Below are 15,421 nucleotides of genomic sequence, written 5' to 3'. Positions count from 1 at the left end.
AAGTCTTCTTTTTTTATTTATTTACAGGAAGAGTGAACCAGAACGTACTTCCTTCGCCAATAGTACTTTCAACCCCGATCTCACCATTGTGACGCTCAATTATTTCCCGGCAGATGTATAATCCCATTCCGAAACCTTTTTTATTCTTCATTTCTTCGCTATCCACGCGGTAATAACGGTCAAAAACAAAAGGTTGATCTTGAGGAGAAATTCCCATCCCGTGATCTCTTACGGAAACACAGGCGACACCATCCCGAATTGCACCCACTACCTTAATCTCGGTATTTCTCGGTGAATATTTTACTGCATTATTGATGAAATTAGTAATCACCTGCTCTATTTTTTCTCGGTCTGCCAGTAAAGTAATTTCGTTCGAAATATCAAAATTTATTTCATGCGATGTGATATTTGCCAGACATTCTTCTTCGGTAAATTTTAAAAGCTCAGAAAGTTCAAACTGTGTTTCATTTAACTGAATTTTTCCTTCACCTAATCTCGCTACATCCAGAAAACCGTTTATGAGCGCTTCCATCCGCTTGATCTGTACACTGATTTTTGCCGAAATATTGCATGTAAAAGCATCTTCTTCTTTGGAAGCACGTTTATTTAAAATATATGTATAACCGTTAATCGCTGTGAGTGGATTTCTCAGTTCATGGCTTACCATTCCTACAAAATCACTGCGTCGCTGCTCATCGAGTTTTCTTTCTGTAATATCAGCAATGGTTCCAGAAAAATGGGATATTGAGGGATCTGACGGGTTTTTATAAAGTTTTCCGGTGGCATGAACCCAGCGAAGTTTCCGGTCACGAAATCCTATGACAGGAAATTCGACCTGATAAGACTGGCTGCTCATCATTGCATCTGAAACAGTTGTCATTACTTTCTCACGATGGGACGCGTCGATCTGAGCTATGGCTTCATGATAGGTCATTTCTTCGTCTTCATGATAACCAAAGAGTTCTTTCAACCTAGTCGAAGGCGTAAAGAATTTATCTAAAGTATTCATATGCCATGTCCCGAGATTGGCAGAAGTGATCGCCATTCTGAGACTCTCTTCCCGCTCTTTTAGTTGCTGCTGTAGGAGATAACTTTGGGTAATATCTGCAAAATTGGCTACTGCTCCTGTTACTTTTCCGTTTTCATCAGTAATCGGCGCGGCATTCATTCTTAAATACAGCCGCTTGCCGTCGCGGTCGCGGACAAGAAACTCAAAATTAAGAACAGGTTTCCCGGTTCGGACGGCGATACTTACCGGATGTTCTTCACGCGGAAGAAGAGATCCATCCAATCTGCGGTTGTCCCACAACGATGAACCGTTTTGTAGAGAAAGCATATGACCTTCTTCTATTTTAAAAATTTCGCGATTTCTTTTATTTGTATAAACAATATTCCCTACTTCATCGGTAATTCCGATGCCTTCGCCAATGATATCAAGAATGGTCTGAAGTCTCACTTTGCTGTTGTGAAGATTGGTATTGCTTCTTTTAAGTTCAGCTTCCGTTTCGCTCAGCTCACGGTTAGCTTCCGTAAGTTTTTGGTTAGCCTGTTCTAAATCGTAAGCATTTTTTCTTAAAAGCAGTTTGTCAATGACCTGATTGGCTAAAATCCGCAGTGCATTTTTCTGAACTTCGGTTAGTGTTTTGGGTTTCTCATCGATTACACAAAGAGAACCAAGCGCCTGACCGTCTGGATCTACAAGCGGCATTCCAGCATAAAAACGGATATTTGGACTTCCGGTAACCAATGGATTTTCTGAAAAACGGAAATCAAGCTTCGCGTCATTAATTTCCATCAATTCTTTGGGCTGAAGAATAGCGTGTGCACAAAAAGAATGGCAGCGTTCGGTTTCCAGAGCATCAAGACCGTGACGCGATTTGAACCACTGTCTGTTTTCGTCTACAAGGCTGATGAGCGAAATAGGCGTTTCACAGATTGCGGACGCCAACTCAGTTATATCATCAAAATCTTTTTCGGCAGCAGTATCTAAAATATGATAGGATTGCAGAGATTGAAGTCGCTGCTGCTCATTTGTGTCTGTTTTTTCCGGCATAGAATGTTCGGTACGATATTTTTAAAAAATAATATCCGGTCGCAAAGGTATAAAATTATTTTCTGCTGATTTTAAGATTAACTGAACAACCTAAAATACCACTCAAATCGATACTAAAAGTAAGAGAATTTATTCATTAAAAATTTATTACATAATCTCATGCTACATTAAATATGTTCTACAATGAATCATCACGCAAAATCACAAAAAATACTAATTAAATGATTTTATTACACTTATATGGATGTAAGTTAAACATTGGTGCAGTTATTGTTAAATTACGTGCATGAAAACGATTTATATCGTCGAGGACGATGACGCGATACGCGAAATTCTTGAAGTTTTTTTGGAAAGTGAAAATTACGATGTACAATCTTTCGGATCTGCGACTGAATTCAGCAACAGAGATTTATCTTATACGCCTGATCTTTACCTATTTGATGTTCGCTTGCCAGATGGTTCAGGAATTGAACTTTGCCAGCAAATCAGGGAGGAAAAAGTAAATGAGGGTGTTCCTGTTTTTATTATGAGTGCGCACGCTCAATACGGAGAAACGCAGATTGCCTGCCGACCGGATGCTTTTATTGCAAAACCTTTTGATATAAATTTGATGCTGGAGAGAATTCAGTATTTTGTAAACTGATCTTTATATCATTCTTAATATTTTTTAGGAAGCCAGTTTTCTTTTTTAATCTCATACACAAAGTTTGTTTTGGGAGATTCACCAAAATAAGCGACTTCCTCCTCTCCTGTTTTTTCCGCTCCCAATCTTTCCATCGCGATCTGTGATCTTATATTCTGCGCTCCAACATGAAAAATGACTGTATCTAAGTATTTGTAAGCTTCATCAAGCATCATTTTTTTTACCCTCGAATTCAAAGATTTTCCCCAAAATTCTTTTGCATAAAAAGTATAGCCAATCAGTACAGATTTCTGCAATTCATCAAGATCATAAAAGCGTGTACTGCCAATCACTTTTCCAGTTGATTTTTCGGTTACGGTGTACGCGCCACCACTTTGCAATGCCCCTTCAAAGAAATTTTCAAAAACAGTTTTCTGCCAGCGGTCTTTATTCGGATGCTGGATCCAGATTTCAGGGTCTGAAGCGGCTTCATATAAGGCTTCAAAATCATTTTTTGTAAGCGGAGAGAGACGAACGACATCGTCTTCCAGTATTTTTTGAGGATTAAAATTCATGAGCTTAAATTTAAAAATTAAAACACGAATTCCTGTAGACTGTAAATTATTTTCCTGTTAATTTTAATTAGTATCATTTTTGTTTACATGAAAATACCATTACAAAATACTAATATAATAAGGAAAGATTATGTTTAAAAAAGGCGATCACGTAAAATGGAAATTTCAGAACGGAGAAACTGAAGGGAAAATCACAAAGGTGCATACGGAAGATTTTACTTTTATGAAAAAAGACCGAAAAGCTTCGAAAGATGAACCACAGTATGAAGTGGAAAGTGACAAAACCGGTGAAAAAGCGGTGCATAAAGCCGACGCGCTGACGAAAAAGTAAAATGAAAAAAGGAATATCGCTGATGTGATATTCCTTTTTTTTGGTCTTTAACTCATCCAAACGGTAAAGACTTTTGTCAAGACAGACATTATTTTTTCTCAGCTTTCTATCAATACTTTAAATACGGTAGTTTGTAGACAATGACAGAAAGAGTCAAAATGAAACTTAGCAGAAAACCTTCGCCATTACGAAGTACTTTTTGCAATGATTGATGAAACGTTACCTGGTCTGCAAAGCATTTTTACAAAGAAAAATTGGCAGCGAAGCGGTAAAAGTGATCGCTATCTACATAATATAATTCCGCAATATTTCGACGAGTTGTATCCATCTTTTACCAACAGTGGTTTGTTTTAACAAAGGAAAAAAATCTGCCGAGATTCTGACTGAAAACGTCAACAATAAAAGCAAAATACGAAAGCAGAAGATTTTTATCTGCAGCCTTGCTGTACATTTGTATATTTAAATTCCTTATTAAATTTAAAAACAACGACAAAATTCCACTATTTTAGCGGCTTCAAAAATTCTGCATGACCGCTATTCAATTCATTCAAAATACACTTCCTGTTTCCGAAAAAAGCATTGCTGCCACGCTTCAACTTTTGGCTGACGACTGCACGATTCCGTTTATTTCGCGCTACCGGAAAGACGCTACCGGAAATCTCGACGAAACACAGATCGAACAGATTGATTTGCGTAAAAAGCAGTTCGACGAGGTGATCAAAAGAAAGGAAAGTATCATCGGCGCGATCGAAATGCAGGGTCAGATGACAGATGATCTTCAAAAAAAAATATCGGAAAGCTTTAATCTGACCGAACTTGAAGATCTCTATCTTCCTTTTAAAAAGAAGAGAAAAACCAAAGCGGATGCTGCCCGCGAGAAAGGATTAGAGCCTCTGGCCAGAATAATTATGAGCCAAAACGCCCGTGATATTGAGAATATTGCTTTAAAATATGTGGGTGATAAGGTCGAAACAACCGCGGAAGCCCTTCTGGGAGCACGCGACATCATGGCGGAATGGATTAATGAAAACGCGTATGTCCGTAAGAATCTGCGCCGGATGTTCCAGAAAAAAGCGGTGATAACAGCTAAAGTCGTCAAAGCAAAAGCCGAGGACGAGAATGCACAGAAATTTAAGCAGTATTTCGACTGGCAGGAACAGCTTAACCGCATTCCTTCGCACCGACTGCTGGCGATTCTTCGTGCCGAAAGTGAAGGGTTTATCAAAACTTCTGTCGATATTGATTTGGAAGAAGCCATCGAATTTATAGAAAATGCTTTAATCAAATCAAAAAACGAATGCACGTCACACATAAAAACTGCAATACGCGATTCATACAAAAGGCTGCTGGAGCCGGCACTTTCCAATGAAACTTTACAGGAAGCCAAGGCAAAAGCCGATGAAAAAGCGATTCATATTTTCTCTGAAAACCTCAGCCAACTGCTTCTGGCTCCGCCTTTGGGAGAGAAGAGAATTCTTGCGATCGATCCGGGTTTCAGAAGCGGATGTAAAGTGGTTTGCCTCGACGAAAAAGGTGATCTTCTTCATAATGAAAATATCTATCCGCATGCACCGCAAAACGAAACCGGTATGGCGATGAAGAAAATCCGGTCGATGGTAAACGCATATCATATTGAAGCGATTTCTATCGGAAACGGCACTGCGAGCCGCGAGACCGAATTTTTCATTAAGAAAATTGCTTTCGACAAACCGATTCAGGTTTTTGTGGTTTCGGAAGCCGGCGCATCGGTTTATTCTGCAAGTAAAATTGCAAGAGATGAATTCCCGACATATGATGTTACCGTGCGTGGTGCCGTTTCTATCGGAAGACGGCTTGCAGATCCGCTGGCCGAACTGGTAAAAATTGATGCTAAATCTATCGGTGTCGGGCAGTACCAACATGATGTAGATCAGTCTAAACTTAAGAATGAACTCGATTCTACCGTAATGAAATCGGTGAATGCGGTTGGCATCAATCTGAATACCGCAAGCAAATCTCTTCTCAGTTACGTTTCCGGAATTGGTGAGAAAATGGCCGAAAACATTATTGCATTTCGGGCAGAAAACGGTGCATTCAAAAACAGAAAAGATTTAAAAAAAGTTCCGCGGCTTGGAGAAAAAGCTTATCAGCAGGCGGCGGCATTTGTAAGAATCACCCACGGAGAAAATCCGCTCGATAATTCTGCCGTACATCCGGAAGCTTATAAAACCGTAGAAAAAATGGCAAAAAGTTTAAATATTAAAACACACGAACTGGTTGCCAATAAAGAAAAAATTGCGCTTCTGAAAGCTGAAGATTTTACCACCAACGAAATCGGAATTCTCGGTATTCAGGATATTTTAAAAGAACTGGAAAAACCGGGACTGGATCCGAGGAAAGCGGCAAAAGTTTTTGAATTTGACCCGACAATCAAAAAAATCTCAGACCTCAAAACAGGCCTGATCTTACCGGGAATTGTCAACAACATCACGGCATTTGGCTGTTTCGTAGATTTGGGAATTAAAGAAAGCGGACTGGTACATATTTCTCAGCTGAAAGAAGGTTTTGTTTCGGATGTAAATGAAGTGGTGAAGCTGCATCAGCACGTTCAGGTAAAAGTGACGGAGATTGACGAGCAGCGCAAAAGAATTCAGCTGAGTATGATTTTGTAAATTGCTTTTATGAAAATTTCCGAATTAAAAGAACGAAAAATTCTGCGCAGAGCTACAGGAGATTTTGACATATTCGGAAGCCGAGTGTATAAGAAAATTGAATATTATCTGCCTGTACAAACCGACTTCCCGAAAAGTGACAGACAGCGGCAATGGGCAAAAATTATAGACATCATTCCCACTTTCATGCTGACATATCTTATTTTTCAACACATGCTTCTTGCTTTTGTTGCGGGCATTCCTCTAATGATGATCACAGGAGCTTTTGCTGAAACACAGTGGGGAAACAGCTTGGGAAAGAAGATTTTTAAAATAAAAGTTATTGACGAATTTGGAGATTATCCTGATTTCAGTACTTCTCTAAAAAGAAACATGTTGATCCTGGCCAATTTTTATCCAAGCTTTTCAGAAAAAACAGTAAAAGATATTGCTTTTGGAACGAGAACTTTTTATGAGACTTCGATGAGTATGAAGATGAATAATAAACTTTGCAAAACATACACTGTAAAAGAAAATATGATGTGGACACTCAGAAAAATGCTTGATCAGCAAAAGATTGATTCGCGGATCAATTAATAATTACAAGAAAAATCCGCAGTTTGCATGATGAGCTGCGGATTTTGTTTTAATTCGGATATTTTATCGCTTTACCTTTCTCAATAGGATTGTTGTATTTCCTAATCGCTTCCCTCAGAAGTTCGTTGACTTCCCGTGTATTTTTTGCGGTGACACGCGTGCCGTCATTCAGGAAAAAATCATCGGTCGATTTTGTTGCGCCGTGGTTGTTACGCAATGCATTTACCGGCGCATCGTAGTAATTGAGTTTTGTAATTTTATTCTTGGTTTCATCTACCGGAACTGCATTTTGCAAAACATACGATATGTACTGATTGCTGTACGTTTTTTCTATTTTCTGCATTTTTACCAGTTCGAAACGGTAATTGTTTTGATCATCATAAAGTTCGGTAATCAGACCAGGCAAGCCGTGAAATTTGTATGGGCCTTCCTGAAAAGGAATATCAGCGGTAAACCAAGCTGTCCAGTTTCTTTTGCCCCAAGTCGTCGTTGCTTTCTGCAGATTTAAATCTTTCAGTTTCTTCTTTTCGCCGGTCAGTTTCCAGTTTTGATGAGCATCTGAGGAAAGTTTCAGCACAATATTTTCCAGAAGATCATACGCTTCGTACTGCTCCGTTCCAAGTTTATGTGTAAGAATACTCGACGTATTAAATTTCTGTTCTTTGGGGAATTCAACATTGTGAACCACCATGGAATCTCCAACGAAAAAATCGCGCGGATAATATTTTACGTCCCTCGCATCGATATCGAGATGATAATTTTCTTTCGTAGTCGCTGTTGATGTAGAATCTTTGCGGTATTCGACGTCATAGATAAATCGGTTGGTCTGCGCATTCATCGCCATTGAAACAAAGATCACAGCAAAAGTAAAAATTCTATACATGGTTTAGTTTTGATTAATAAAATTCTGCTCTTCTTCCGAAAGTAAAATCACGGCTTCTTTACTGTCTTTTACTTCGGCAGCCGAAAGTAAATTTTTTGAAGAATCTGCTTTTTTATCCAAACCGGCACTGGTACTTTTTGCGAAAGTGTTGTAATAAACTTCACTTGCTGTTTTTGAAGTTACTGTTTTATCTTTATAGAAGAGCACATAACGATCGCCTGTCTGACGAAACATACCAGGAACATAAAAGTCGTCTTTTTTATAAAAATCATAAACAGTTGTAGCGACACCAAATTTGTAAGTGAATTCTTCACCGTTACCGCTTTGCATTTTTTTTACCGGTAATTCTTCCATATCATAATTAACCTCAATATACGTGATGACTTTATCTTTCTTATTGTATTTAAAAATACCATCCAGCTTCACACTGCGATCAGTATTGGTTTTAAAACTGATTGTTTGCTCACCGTCAGCTTCTGCCAGCAATCTTCCGGAATATTTGCTGTTTCTTATGTTTGAAAGTAACCTCGTAAGTTCATAATTAAAAAAATAAGAGCCGTAATAATCTCTTTCGAATTCTTTATTTTTCAAGGAAGAAGCAGAATCCGCATCCCCTTTTTTCAGAAATTTCACCTTATTGAGCTGCATCTGTATCATACTCCCATAATCTTCTTTGTACGCGCTTTTATAATTAAACATACTGCTGCTCATCCAGATTTTTGCTTCAGCGATAGACATTGAGGCAAGTTTTTCGTTTCGATAACTTTTACGTCGAAAGACTACATCATACACCGCCGGCTTATTGTAATATATTTTATGATAATTTTTTAAAACATCATTAAAGATCGGCTGTACATCAATACTGATGATTTTAACTTCCTCAATATCTTTCACAGTTGGCTGCAAAGCAATCACATTCTGGAAATGCGAAATCTGCTGCCTTTTATAACCGCCGGCAGAAACTTCAAAAGGCTTTCCGTTTGTCGGAAATTCGATAAGACCATCTTCGTTCGCGTACAGCGCGAGCTCGTCAGAAACAATTCTGGCGTTGGCAATCGGTTTTCCGGTTTCACCGTCGGTGATTTTGATTTTTTGCGCAGAAAGCGCGAGCGAAGTCAGCAGAAATAAAAAAGAGAGTTTTCTCATATAGTTTAGTTGTTTTTAACGTCGCAAATATAAACTGCATCGCAATACAACTCAACAGCAAAAGAATTATTTAATATAAATTGGGAGCAATTTAACGAAACACGAATCGTTTTTAAGATTTACAGAAAATTGTTGTCACCTTTTAACACAGAAAAAACGCCGGAATCAGCGTTTGTGAAATGTAAAGACCAAAAAAAACCGGCTTCTTTCGAAAGCCGGCGGTGTTTTTTATTTCTTAGATTCTTCTACAGAAACTTTTCTGAAATCTTTAAACATTTTGCTCAGTTCCAAAGCAGATTTACGTGCTCTTGTTCCTGCAGCTTTGTTTCCTTTTTCAGCCTGCTGGTTCGCTTCTGTAGTAAACGCTTCAAATTCTGCGTTAATTTTTTCAATAAGTTCTTTCATGTCTATTAAAATTTAGACTACAAATATAACTTTTCAGATGAATTCAGCCTAATATCACAAAAAAAAATCGCTGTGAAATACCGAATTTATTTACAATCTGGCATTTTTCTTCCGAAAAAAGGTTTTGCTATTTAAATTTTTTAAAATTTACAGTGCTAACTCTGCAGAGAGATAGTCTTTAATCGTTGCTAAAACCCCAAAACTATTGTTGCATGAGGCTTGAAACCGTGCCGCTTCCTTTACAGAAGGATGAGCGTTTTCCATTGCGAAAGAATAATGGGCTTTTTTAAGCATTTCGATATCATTCATGTAATCTCCAAAAACCATGGTCTCTTCCGGTTTGATACCCAAAGATTGCTGCAGTTTTTCAAGAGCCTGACCTTTGTTGATATCTTTATTCATAATGTCAAGCCAGTTTTTGCCTGAAACCACTACTTTGAGATTATACTTTTCGTATTCTTTTAAATACGGATAAAGATGCTCTTCCGCACCTTCAGGATGATGAATGGCAATTTTAAAAACATCATTATTCCGGTTGCTCAGCAAATCATTGATCTTTTCATTTTCCTTGTAAAACTGCGAAACATAATCGGCAAATTCCTGATTATCTGTTTCAAAATATGCTTTCTGCTTTCGTGAAATTACCACCGTAGCGCCATCAATATTCCTTATAATATTAATAATCTCCGGGATATGCTCCTCCGAAAGATGATCTGCAAAAAGTTCTTCGTTCTGATATTTTATGTAGCCTCCATTTTCGGCGATAAAAGCCATTTCGTTTTCGTTTTCGTTAAAAAACTGGGTGATGCCAAACATCTGGCGACCGCTCGCGGGAACGAAGAGGATGTTTCTTTTTTTCAGTTCATCGTAGATTTCAGGAAATTCCGGGCTCATTTCATGCTTAGAATTCAGAAAAGTGCCGTCCATATCAGTGACGATCAGCTTAATATTTTTCATAATCTGTCTGTAACTCATTTTTCGAAATATAAAGGTAGGCTTATAAATCGATTTTGGATTGAATGTCATGTGACGATTATGTGTAAGCAAAAATCACGGCAGTTTTTTTTAGGAAAAAACCACATACAAATTCTGTATGTGGTTTCACTGTTTTAATCTTCCTGTTCAGCCTCGAAATTAATATAATTCTCGGCAATTTCGGTCAGCTCATAGTCGGTTTCTTCCTCTTCCTGCAAGGTGCGGTCGAGAAGGTCGGCTGCTTTATCGTGTCCCATTGTCAGGGCAAGCTGCACAAGACCACCGTAGCTGGCAATCTCGTAATGCTCCACCTTCTGTGCTGCGATGATAAGTGCCGCGTCACGGGTCATACTTCCTTCTTCGGTAGATTTAATAATTTCTTCACCTTCTTTAATAATGCCTTCTATCGCTTCACATTTTTTCTTTTCCGGCTCCATCTCAAGAGATTTGAAAACTTTCTCAAGCCTGCTGATGTGCTTTTTAGTCTGAAGCTGATGATCTTCAAAAGCTTCTTTCAGTTCTTCGGTGGTCGCTGCTTCCATCATTTTTCCAAGTGCCTGCAAGATGGCTTCTTCAGCATAGTAAATATCTTTCAGAGAATCGACGAAAAACTTGTGCAGCGGCGCATTTTTCATATCTTCTTTATCGACTTCTGCGTTGCCCATTTTTATCTGATCTTTTTCTTCTTTGTTTGCTTTTTTATCATAATTATTTTCTTCTGAAGTCATTATTTTCTGGGTGACTTCATCATTTCCTGCAGAAGTTTCTACAGTATTGTCGGTTTTTGTTGCCATTATTTTTTCAATTTTAAAATTAAAAACTGCTGCCTCCGAAAAACTCCGGAAGCAGCTGTCTAAAACTATGAATTTCTTCTGCCTCCAAAGCCTGATTCCGGAACCAGAATTGGAGCCACGCCCGCCGCCATGTGATGCCTGACCGCCCATCCTGGCGATTCGCGTACGTTCTTCTTTGCTCATCGATGCAAATCCCTGTCTTCCGGAACCGGAGTTTCCGCCCTGTCCTCTTCCACCAGAATTTCCGGAATTCCCTCTCCCTGAGCCACCATTTGATCCGCCGGAATTTCCACCACGGCCGCTGCCGGAATTTCCACCGCCACTGTTTCGGCCTCTTCCGCCATGTGATGCCTGTCCGCCCGTTCTTGCGATTCTGGTTCGCTCGTCTTTACTCATAGATGCAAAACCCTGTCTTCCGGAACCGGAATTTCCACCGCGACCACCCGAACTGTTAGATTCGCTACGGCCACCTCCGGAATTTCCTCTGCCGCGATTATCGTCATCTCTTTCATCATCATCGTACTCACTATCGCCGTACACATCATAATCATCTTCGTCATCAAAATCATCTTCAAATTCTGAGAAATCATCATCCATACTCCTCGTCCTCAGATGCATCGCTGAAGCCGTGATCGTAACCTAACTGATAGATCTCTTCATATGTAGATCTGTTCCCCTGAGAAGATCTGTTTCCTGAACCGTTTCGGTTTGAATTTCTGTTGTTCATTTTAAAATTTTTTACAATTAATATTAAGTTTTGTGAAAGCCCTTGACTAGTATTCGGGTTTTCTGAAACTTTAAAAAATGCCGTGTTTTCTGCCAAGAAAAACATCATCACTTTCTAAAATATTGATTTGGATATGTCAAAATTAAACAGATCAAAAAGCAGAATTTATGAGCAAAGTCATTTTTAAGTGATTTTTTTTTCGTGAAATAATTTTTGAAAGTTTAAAATTCATTTAGTCATAAATACAATTATCTGCAAATTTTTGAATCATTTATAAGTCGTTAACCAATCTCATAATAAAGGAAATCACCACTGTATGATTGCTGTCATAAGTGAATTATCTGTTCTGATGTACATTTGATTAACAAAATTTATCAACTATGAAAATCTTAATTCCGGTCTTGACCACTGCACTTCTATCCTTTGCGTGTAAAAAGGAGGAGACGCAATATATTGATCGTGAAAACCGCCGCGAGTCTGTAAACAACCCGCAGTCTGACACGATCAAAACGCTTCAGGAAAAGGCTGATACTTTAAAAATGAACACTCATTACCGCGACGTAAAAACCGATAACGAATAACCAATCAATTACTTTCAGATATGAAAATACCAAAAGGAAGACTGCTGATTATTGGTGGAAAGGAAGATAAAGAAGGTGTAAATTCGGATATGGAGAAAAATAATTCTGATTTTATTCCTAATGAAATTTTGAAACTGCTTGCGAAGTCTAAAGACAACCGCATAGAAATTATTACCACTGCGAGCGAAGAGCCGGAGGAAGTGCCAGAAACGTACAGCAAAACGCTGGAAGAAATCGGCTACACCAATTTCAATTTTCTTGATATTTCAGATCAGGAATTACACTCTGACCATCATCGGAAAAGAATTAAGGCTGCAAAAACCATATTTTTTTCCGGTGGCGATCAGAACAGAATTTTCGAAACTTTAAAAAAGTCAGTTCTCCACAAAATGATTCGGGAGAAGTTTGAAAACGAGGAAGATTTTACCATTGCAGGAACAAGTGCAGGCGCAATGTGTATACCAGATCTTGTGATTCTGGAAGCTGATAATGGCGAAGCAATGCTGGAAGATGACATCGAAATCGCGGAAGGCTGGGGATTTCTGAAAAACTGTATTGTTGACACCCATTTTGTGCACCGCGCGAGATTTGGAAGGTTGGCACATGCAGTAATGCTGAATCCTAACTGTTGGGGAATTGGTCTTGGCGAAGATTCTGCCTTAATTATCAACGAAGGAAAAACTGCCGTCTGTATCGGATCAGGGATGGTCTGGATGATTAACGGAAGTGAGATCAAACAAACCAATGTAGATTCTGCAGAAAAATGCTCCGCTATTTATGCTGAAAATCTCAAAGTACATATTCTCAGCAACGACTGCACATTCGATCTGGAAAAAAATATCTTTACAGGAACCGAAGAAAACGGAAACTAAATATAGCGAAGTTTAGTGCTGCGCTTTATAATGTTTTGTCGGTTGTTTTTTAAGCAAATCTGCACTTTGTTCCGGTGTGATGTCGCGTTGCGGTTCGGCGAGCATTTCGTAGCCAACCATAAACTTTTTTACCTCGGCACTTCGCAACAACGGCGGATAAAAATGCATGTGAAAATGCCATTCAGGATGGAGGTTTCCGTCGGTCGGCGACTGGTGAATGCCTGAAGAATACGGAAAAGAAGTTTCAAAAAGATTATCATATTTCGCCGTCAAATCTTTTAAAATTTCTGCAAATGAAAGTTTTTCAGACTCAGAAAAAGAAATAATATTTTCCGCTTTCCGCTTGCTGATAATCATGGTTTCGAATGGCCAGATGGCCCAAAAAGGAACTAATGCAACAAAATTCTGGTTTTCAAGAATAATTCTTTCACCGGAAGTTAATTCTTTTTGGAGATAATCTTCAAGCAGAGAACGCTGATGTTTTTGGTAATACGCGGCGAGATTTTTCTGTGTTTTTTCAACCAGCGAGGGCACAGACGACTGCGCCCAAATCTGCCCGTGAGGATGTGGATTGCTGCATCCCATCACCTGACCTTTATTTTCAAAAATCTGAACGTAATTGATGTACTCTAAATTTCCCAGTTCTTCATACTGCAGCTGCCAGACATCTACCAATTTTTTAACGTCGTCAATTTCCATTTCCGGAAGTGTGAGACTGTGATTTTCAGAAAAACAGATCACACGGTTGATTCCGCGTTCAGGTTCTATTTTAAATAAATCCGATGAATTTTCAGTCTTTTCAACCGTATTTTTCATTAGAGATCCGAAGTCGTTTTCAAAAACAAAAACACCTTTGTAATCAGGATTTTTCTCGCCATTCACACGGATATTTCCTGCGCAGAGATAACATTTTTCATCATGTGAAGGCAAATCTTCATGTTCAGTTTTCTCGGTCTGTCCGTGCCAAGGGCGATTTGCACGCTGTGGTGAGACCAAAACCCATTCATCTAAAAGCGGATTATATCTTCGGTGCGGGTGGAGTTTGGGATCAAATGGCGTCATCGGTACATTCTTTTATTCCGTCAGAAATTTTCACTGGATAGACTTTCATTTCTATGCCAAATTCTTTCAGGTAAAGTTCTTTTATATTTTCGGAAACCCTGTCGACCGCATCTTTTTTAATCAGATTAATACTGCAACCGCCAAAGCCGCCGCCCATCATTCGCGCGCCCAAAACGCCTTTATTTTTTGATGTTTCTGAAACCAAAAAATCCAGCTCGTCGCAGCTCACCTCAAATTCTTTCGAAAGACCTTCATGGGTTTCTGTTAAAAGATTTCCCAAGGTGATCATATTGCCTTTGGAAAGTGCAACAGCCGCCGCTTCTACTCTTTTTATCTCTTTTAAAATATAAAAAGTCCGTAAGTACGGCTGTTCGCCAATTTCTTCTTTAATATTATTCAGCATCTCAAAAGTCGTATCTCTGAACTTTAAAACCTGCGGATATTTTTCGTTAATGATTTTTTTTGCTGCCTCAACATCTTTTCTGCGGTCGTTATAGCCTGAAGTCAAGTGTGAATGTTTCACACAACTGTCGAAAAGTACCAGTTCAAAATCGCCAAGCTCTGCCGGGAAATATTTGTGGTTAAGCGAATGACAGTCGAGCATCATCACGTGATCTTTTTTCCCGAAAACGGAAGCAAACTGATCCATAATTCCGCATTTTACACCCACAAACTCGTGCTCTGCCTGCTGACCGATGAGAGCGAGTTCTTTTTTAGTGAAATTTAAACTGAATAAATCATTCAAAATAAAAGCAAAACCACACTCAAGTGCTGCAGACGAAGAAAGCCCCGATCCCATTGGGATATTGCTGCTGAAAGCGATCTGGAAACTTTTCAGTTCTGCGCCGCGCTGCTTCATAGCATGGCAGACACCCAAAAGATAATTGGCCCAGTGTTTCTCAGCCGGAACTAATTTATCATAGATATCAAAAGAAAATTCATCATCAAAATCTGCTGCGAAAAAGCGGCTTTTCTCATTTTGACCGGACGCTTTTACGACAAAGCAGATATATTTATCGATCGAAGCGGGCAATACAAAACCGTCGCTGTAATCGACGTGTTCGCCAATCACGTTGATTCTTCCGGGTGCCAGAAAAACGCGTTCTGCATTGCTGCTAAATTGTTTTTTAAAAGCGCTTTTAGTCGCAGAAATTAACTGTTCAGACAT

16 protein-coding genes are annotated in these 15,421 nt (G+C 39.0%); 6 read left to right on the top strand and 10 right to left on the bottom strand.

The features are described from left to right. Positions 1 to 13: 13 nt before the first annotated feature. Positions 14 to 2,053, bottom strand: coding sequence for an ATP-binding protein (locus ASG01_RS00300; protein WP_055858195.1), 2,040 nt, complete (start codon positions 2,051 to 2,053; stop codon positions 14 to 16). Positions 2,054 to 2,339: 286 nt separating this feature from the next. Here ASG01_RS00300 and ASG01_RS00295 point away from each other — a divergent pair, with 286 nt between their 5' ends. Continuing rightward, positions 2,340 to 2,696 carry a response regulator transcription factor gene (locus tag ASG01_RS00295; protein ID WP_055858192.1) on the top strand — a complete coding sequence of 119 codons (357 nt, stop codon included), beginning with the start codon at positions 2,340 to 2,342 and terminating at the stop codon, positions 2,694 to 2,696. A gap of 14 nt (positions 2,697 to 2,710) precedes the next feature. On the opposite strand, the gene ASG01_RS00290 is transcribed toward ASG01_RS00295, so the two are convergent. Beyond that, positions 2,711 to 3,250 carry a GNAT family N-acetyltransferase gene (locus tag ASG01_RS00290; protein ID WP_055858189.1) on the bottom strand — a complete coding sequence of 180 codons (540 nt, stop codon included), beginning with the start codon at positions 3,248 to 3,250 and terminating at the stop codon, positions 2,711 to 2,713. 130 nt (positions 3,251 to 3,380) lie between these two features. Between ASG01_RS00290 and ASG01_RS00285 the strand changes: the two genes are divergently transcribed. The 3 genes from ASG01_RS00285 (at position 3,381) to ASG01_RS00275 (ending at position 6,808) form a co-directional block, all read left to right on the top strand. Further along, positions 3,381 to 3,581, top strand: coding sequence for a DUF2945 domain-containing protein (locus tag ASG01_RS00285; RefSeq protein ID WP_055858186.1), 201 nt, complete (start codon positions 3,381 to 3,383; stop codon positions 3,579 to 3,581). 527 nt (positions 3,582 to 4,108) lie between these two features. After that, a complete protein-coding gene (locus tag ASG01_RS00280; protein ID WP_055858183.1) occupies positions 4,109 to 6,232 on the top strand; it encodes a Tex family protein in 2,124 nt (707 codons plus the stop codon). Positions 6,233 to 6,241: 9 nt separating this feature from the next. Next, the gene (locus tag ASG01_RS00275; RefSeq protein ID WP_055858179.1) at positions 6,242 to 6,808 is read left to right on the top strand and encodes an RDD family protein; all 567 of its coding nucleotides are present in this window, start codon (positions 6,242 to 6,244) and stop codon (positions 6,806 to 6,808) included. A 49-nt stretch (positions 6,809 to 6,857) separates the two neighbouring features. On the opposite strand, the gene ASG01_RS00270 is transcribed toward ASG01_RS00275, so the two are convergent. From ASG01_RS00270 to ASG01_RS15930, 6 genes are all read right to left on the bottom strand, one after another. Beyond that, positions 6,858 to 7,691 (bottom strand): GLPGLI family protein, encoded by an 834-nt coding sequence (locus ASG01_RS00270; protein ID WP_055858175.1) that lies wholly within the window; start codon positions 7,689 to 7,691, stop codon positions 6,858 to 6,860. Between the two features lie 3 nt (positions 7,692 to 7,694). Then, positions 7,695 to 8,837 (bottom strand): hypothetical protein, encoded by a 1,143-nt coding sequence (locus tag ASG01_RS00265; RefSeq protein WP_055858172.1) that lies wholly within the window; start codon positions 8,835 to 8,837, stop codon positions 7,695 to 7,697. A gap of 228 nt (positions 8,838 to 9,065) precedes the next feature. After that, positions 9,066 to 9,242: a histone H1 gene (locus ASG01_RS00260; protein ID WP_055858170.1), complete on the bottom strand. Its 177-nt coding sequence runs from the start codon at positions 9,240 to 9,242 to the stop codon at positions 9,066 to 9,068. Positions 9,243 to 9,389: 147 nt separating this feature from the next. Further along, positions 9,390 to 10,217 carry a Cof-type HAD-IIB family hydrolase gene (locus ASG01_RS00255; RefSeq protein WP_238584488.1) on the bottom strand — a complete coding sequence of 276 codons (828 nt, stop codon included), beginning with the start codon at positions 10,215 to 10,217 and terminating at the stop codon, positions 9,390 to 9,392. Positions 10,218 to 10,351: 134 nt separating this feature from the next. Further along, a complete protein-coding gene (locus ASG01_RS15620) occupies positions 10,352 to 11,608 on the bottom strand; it encodes a DUF892 family protein (RefSeq protein ID WP_117613371.1) in 1,257 nt (418 codons plus the stop codon). Next, positions 11,601 to 11,738, bottom strand: coding sequence for a hypothetical protein (locus ASG01_RS15930; protein ID WP_157844165.1), 138 nt, complete (start codon positions 11,736 to 11,738; stop codon positions 11,601 to 11,603). The genes ASG01_RS15620 and ASG01_RS15930 overlap by 8 nt, the downstream gene beginning before the upstream one ends. A 380-nt stretch (positions 11,739 to 12,118) precedes the next feature. Here ASG01_RS15930 and ASG01_RS00240 point away from each other — a divergent pair, with 380 nt between their 5' ends. Both ASG01_RS00240 and ASG01_RS00235 read left to right on the top strand, forming a co-directional pair. Beyond that, positions 12,119 to 12,319: a hypothetical protein gene (locus ASG01_RS00240; protein WP_055858164.1), complete on the top strand. Its 201-nt coding sequence runs from the start codon at positions 12,119 to 12,121 to the stop codon at positions 12,317 to 12,319. Positions 12,320 to 12,339: 20 nt separating this feature from the next. Continuing rightward, a complete protein-coding gene (locus ASG01_RS00235) occupies positions 12,340 to 13,191 on the top strand; it encodes a cyanophycinase (RefSeq protein WP_055858160.1) in 852 nt (283 codons plus the stop codon). Positions 13,192 to 13,203: 12 nt separating this feature from the next. Here the strand turns inward: ASG01_RS00235 and ASG01_RS00230 are convergent, their stop codons facing one another. Further along, positions 13,204 to 14,253, bottom strand: a complete 1,050-nt coding sequence (locus ASG01_RS00230) for a UDP-glucose--hexose-1-phosphate uridylyltransferase (protein WP_055858157.1) — start codon at positions 14,251 to 14,253, stop codon at positions 13,204 to 13,206. Next, entirely contained in the window at positions 14,240 to 15,421 is a 1,182-nt protein-coding gene (gene galK / locus ASG01_RS00225) for a galactokinase (protein WP_055858152.1), read from the bottom strand. Before galK ends, ASG01_RS00230 begins: the two co-directional genes overlap by 14 nt.

Origin of the sequence: Chryseobacterium sp. Leaf180 (assembly GCF_001424585.1) — a bacterium.
Classification (GTDB): Bacteria; Bacteroidota; Bacteroidia; order Flavobacteriales; family Weeksellaceae; genus Chryseobacterium.
This window is presented reverse-complemented; position numbering and strand designations above follow the sequence as displayed.

Excerpts from the sequence above, each read along its gene's own strand:
- ASG01_RS00265 (WP_055858172.1), bottom strand. The coding sequence starts at position 8,837 with ATGAGAAAACTCTCTTTTTTATTTCTGCTGACTTCGCTCGCGCTTTCT.
- ASG01_RS00260 (WP_055858170.1), bottom strand. The coding sequence starts at position 9,242 with ATGAAAGAACTTATTGAAAAAATTAACGCAGAATTTGAAGCGTTTACT.
- ASG01_RS00285 (WP_055858186.1), top strand. The coding sequence starts at position 3,381 with ATGTTTAAAAAAGGCGATCACGTAAAATGGAAATTTCAGAACGGAGAA.
- ASG01_RS00235 (WP_055858160.1), top strand. The coding sequence starts at position 12,340 with ATGAAAATACCAAAAGGAAGACTGCTGATTATTGGTGGAAAGGAAGAT.
- ASG01_RS00295 (WP_055858192.1), top strand. The coding sequence starts at position 2,340 with ATGAAAACGATTTATATCGTCGAGGACGATGACGCGATACGCGAAATT.
- ASG01_RS00270 (WP_055858175.1), bottom strand. The coding sequence starts at position 7,691 with ATGTATAGAATTTTTACTTTTGCTGTGATCTTTGTTTCAATGGCGATG.
- ASG01_RS15930 (WP_157844165.1), bottom strand. The coding sequence starts at position 11,738 with ATGAACAACAGAAATTCAAACCGAAACGGTTCAGGAAACAGATCTTCT.
- ASG01_RS00240 (WP_055858164.1), top strand. The coding sequence starts at position 12,119 with ATGAAAATCTTAATTCCGGTCTTGACCACTGCACTTCTATCCTTTGCG.
- ASG01_RS15620 (WP_117613371.1), bottom strand. The coding sequence starts at position 11,608 with ATGGATGATGATTTCTCAGAATTTGAAGATGATTTTGATGACGAAGAT.
- ASG01_RS00255 (WP_238584488.1), bottom strand. The coding sequence starts at position 10,217 with ATGAGTTACAGACAGATTATGAAAAATATTAAGCTGATCGTCACTGAT.
- ASG01_RS00275 (WP_055858179.1), top strand. The coding sequence starts at position 6,242 with ATGAAAATTTCCGAATTAAAAGAACGAAAAATTCTGCGCAGAGCTACA.
- ASG01_RS00300 (WP_055858195.1), bottom strand. The coding sequence starts at position 2,053 with ATGCCGGAAAAAACAGACACAAATGAGCAGCAGCGACTTCAATCTCTG.
- ASG01_RS00280 (WP_055858183.1), top strand. The coding sequence starts at position 4,109 with ATGACCGCTATTCAATTCATTCAAAATACACTTCCTGTTTCCGAAAAA.
- ASG01_RS00290 (WP_055858189.1), bottom strand. The coding sequence starts at position 3,250 with ATGAATTTTAATCCTCAAAAAATACTGGAAGACGATGTCGTTCGTCTC.
- galK (WP_055858152.1), bottom strand. The coding sequence starts at position 15,421 with ATGTCTGAACAGTTAATTTCTGCGACTAAAAGCGCTTTTAAAAAACAA.
- ASG01_RS00230 (WP_055858157.1), bottom strand. The coding sequence starts at position 14,253 with ATGACGCCATTTGATCCCAAACTCCACCCGCACCGAAGATATAATCCG.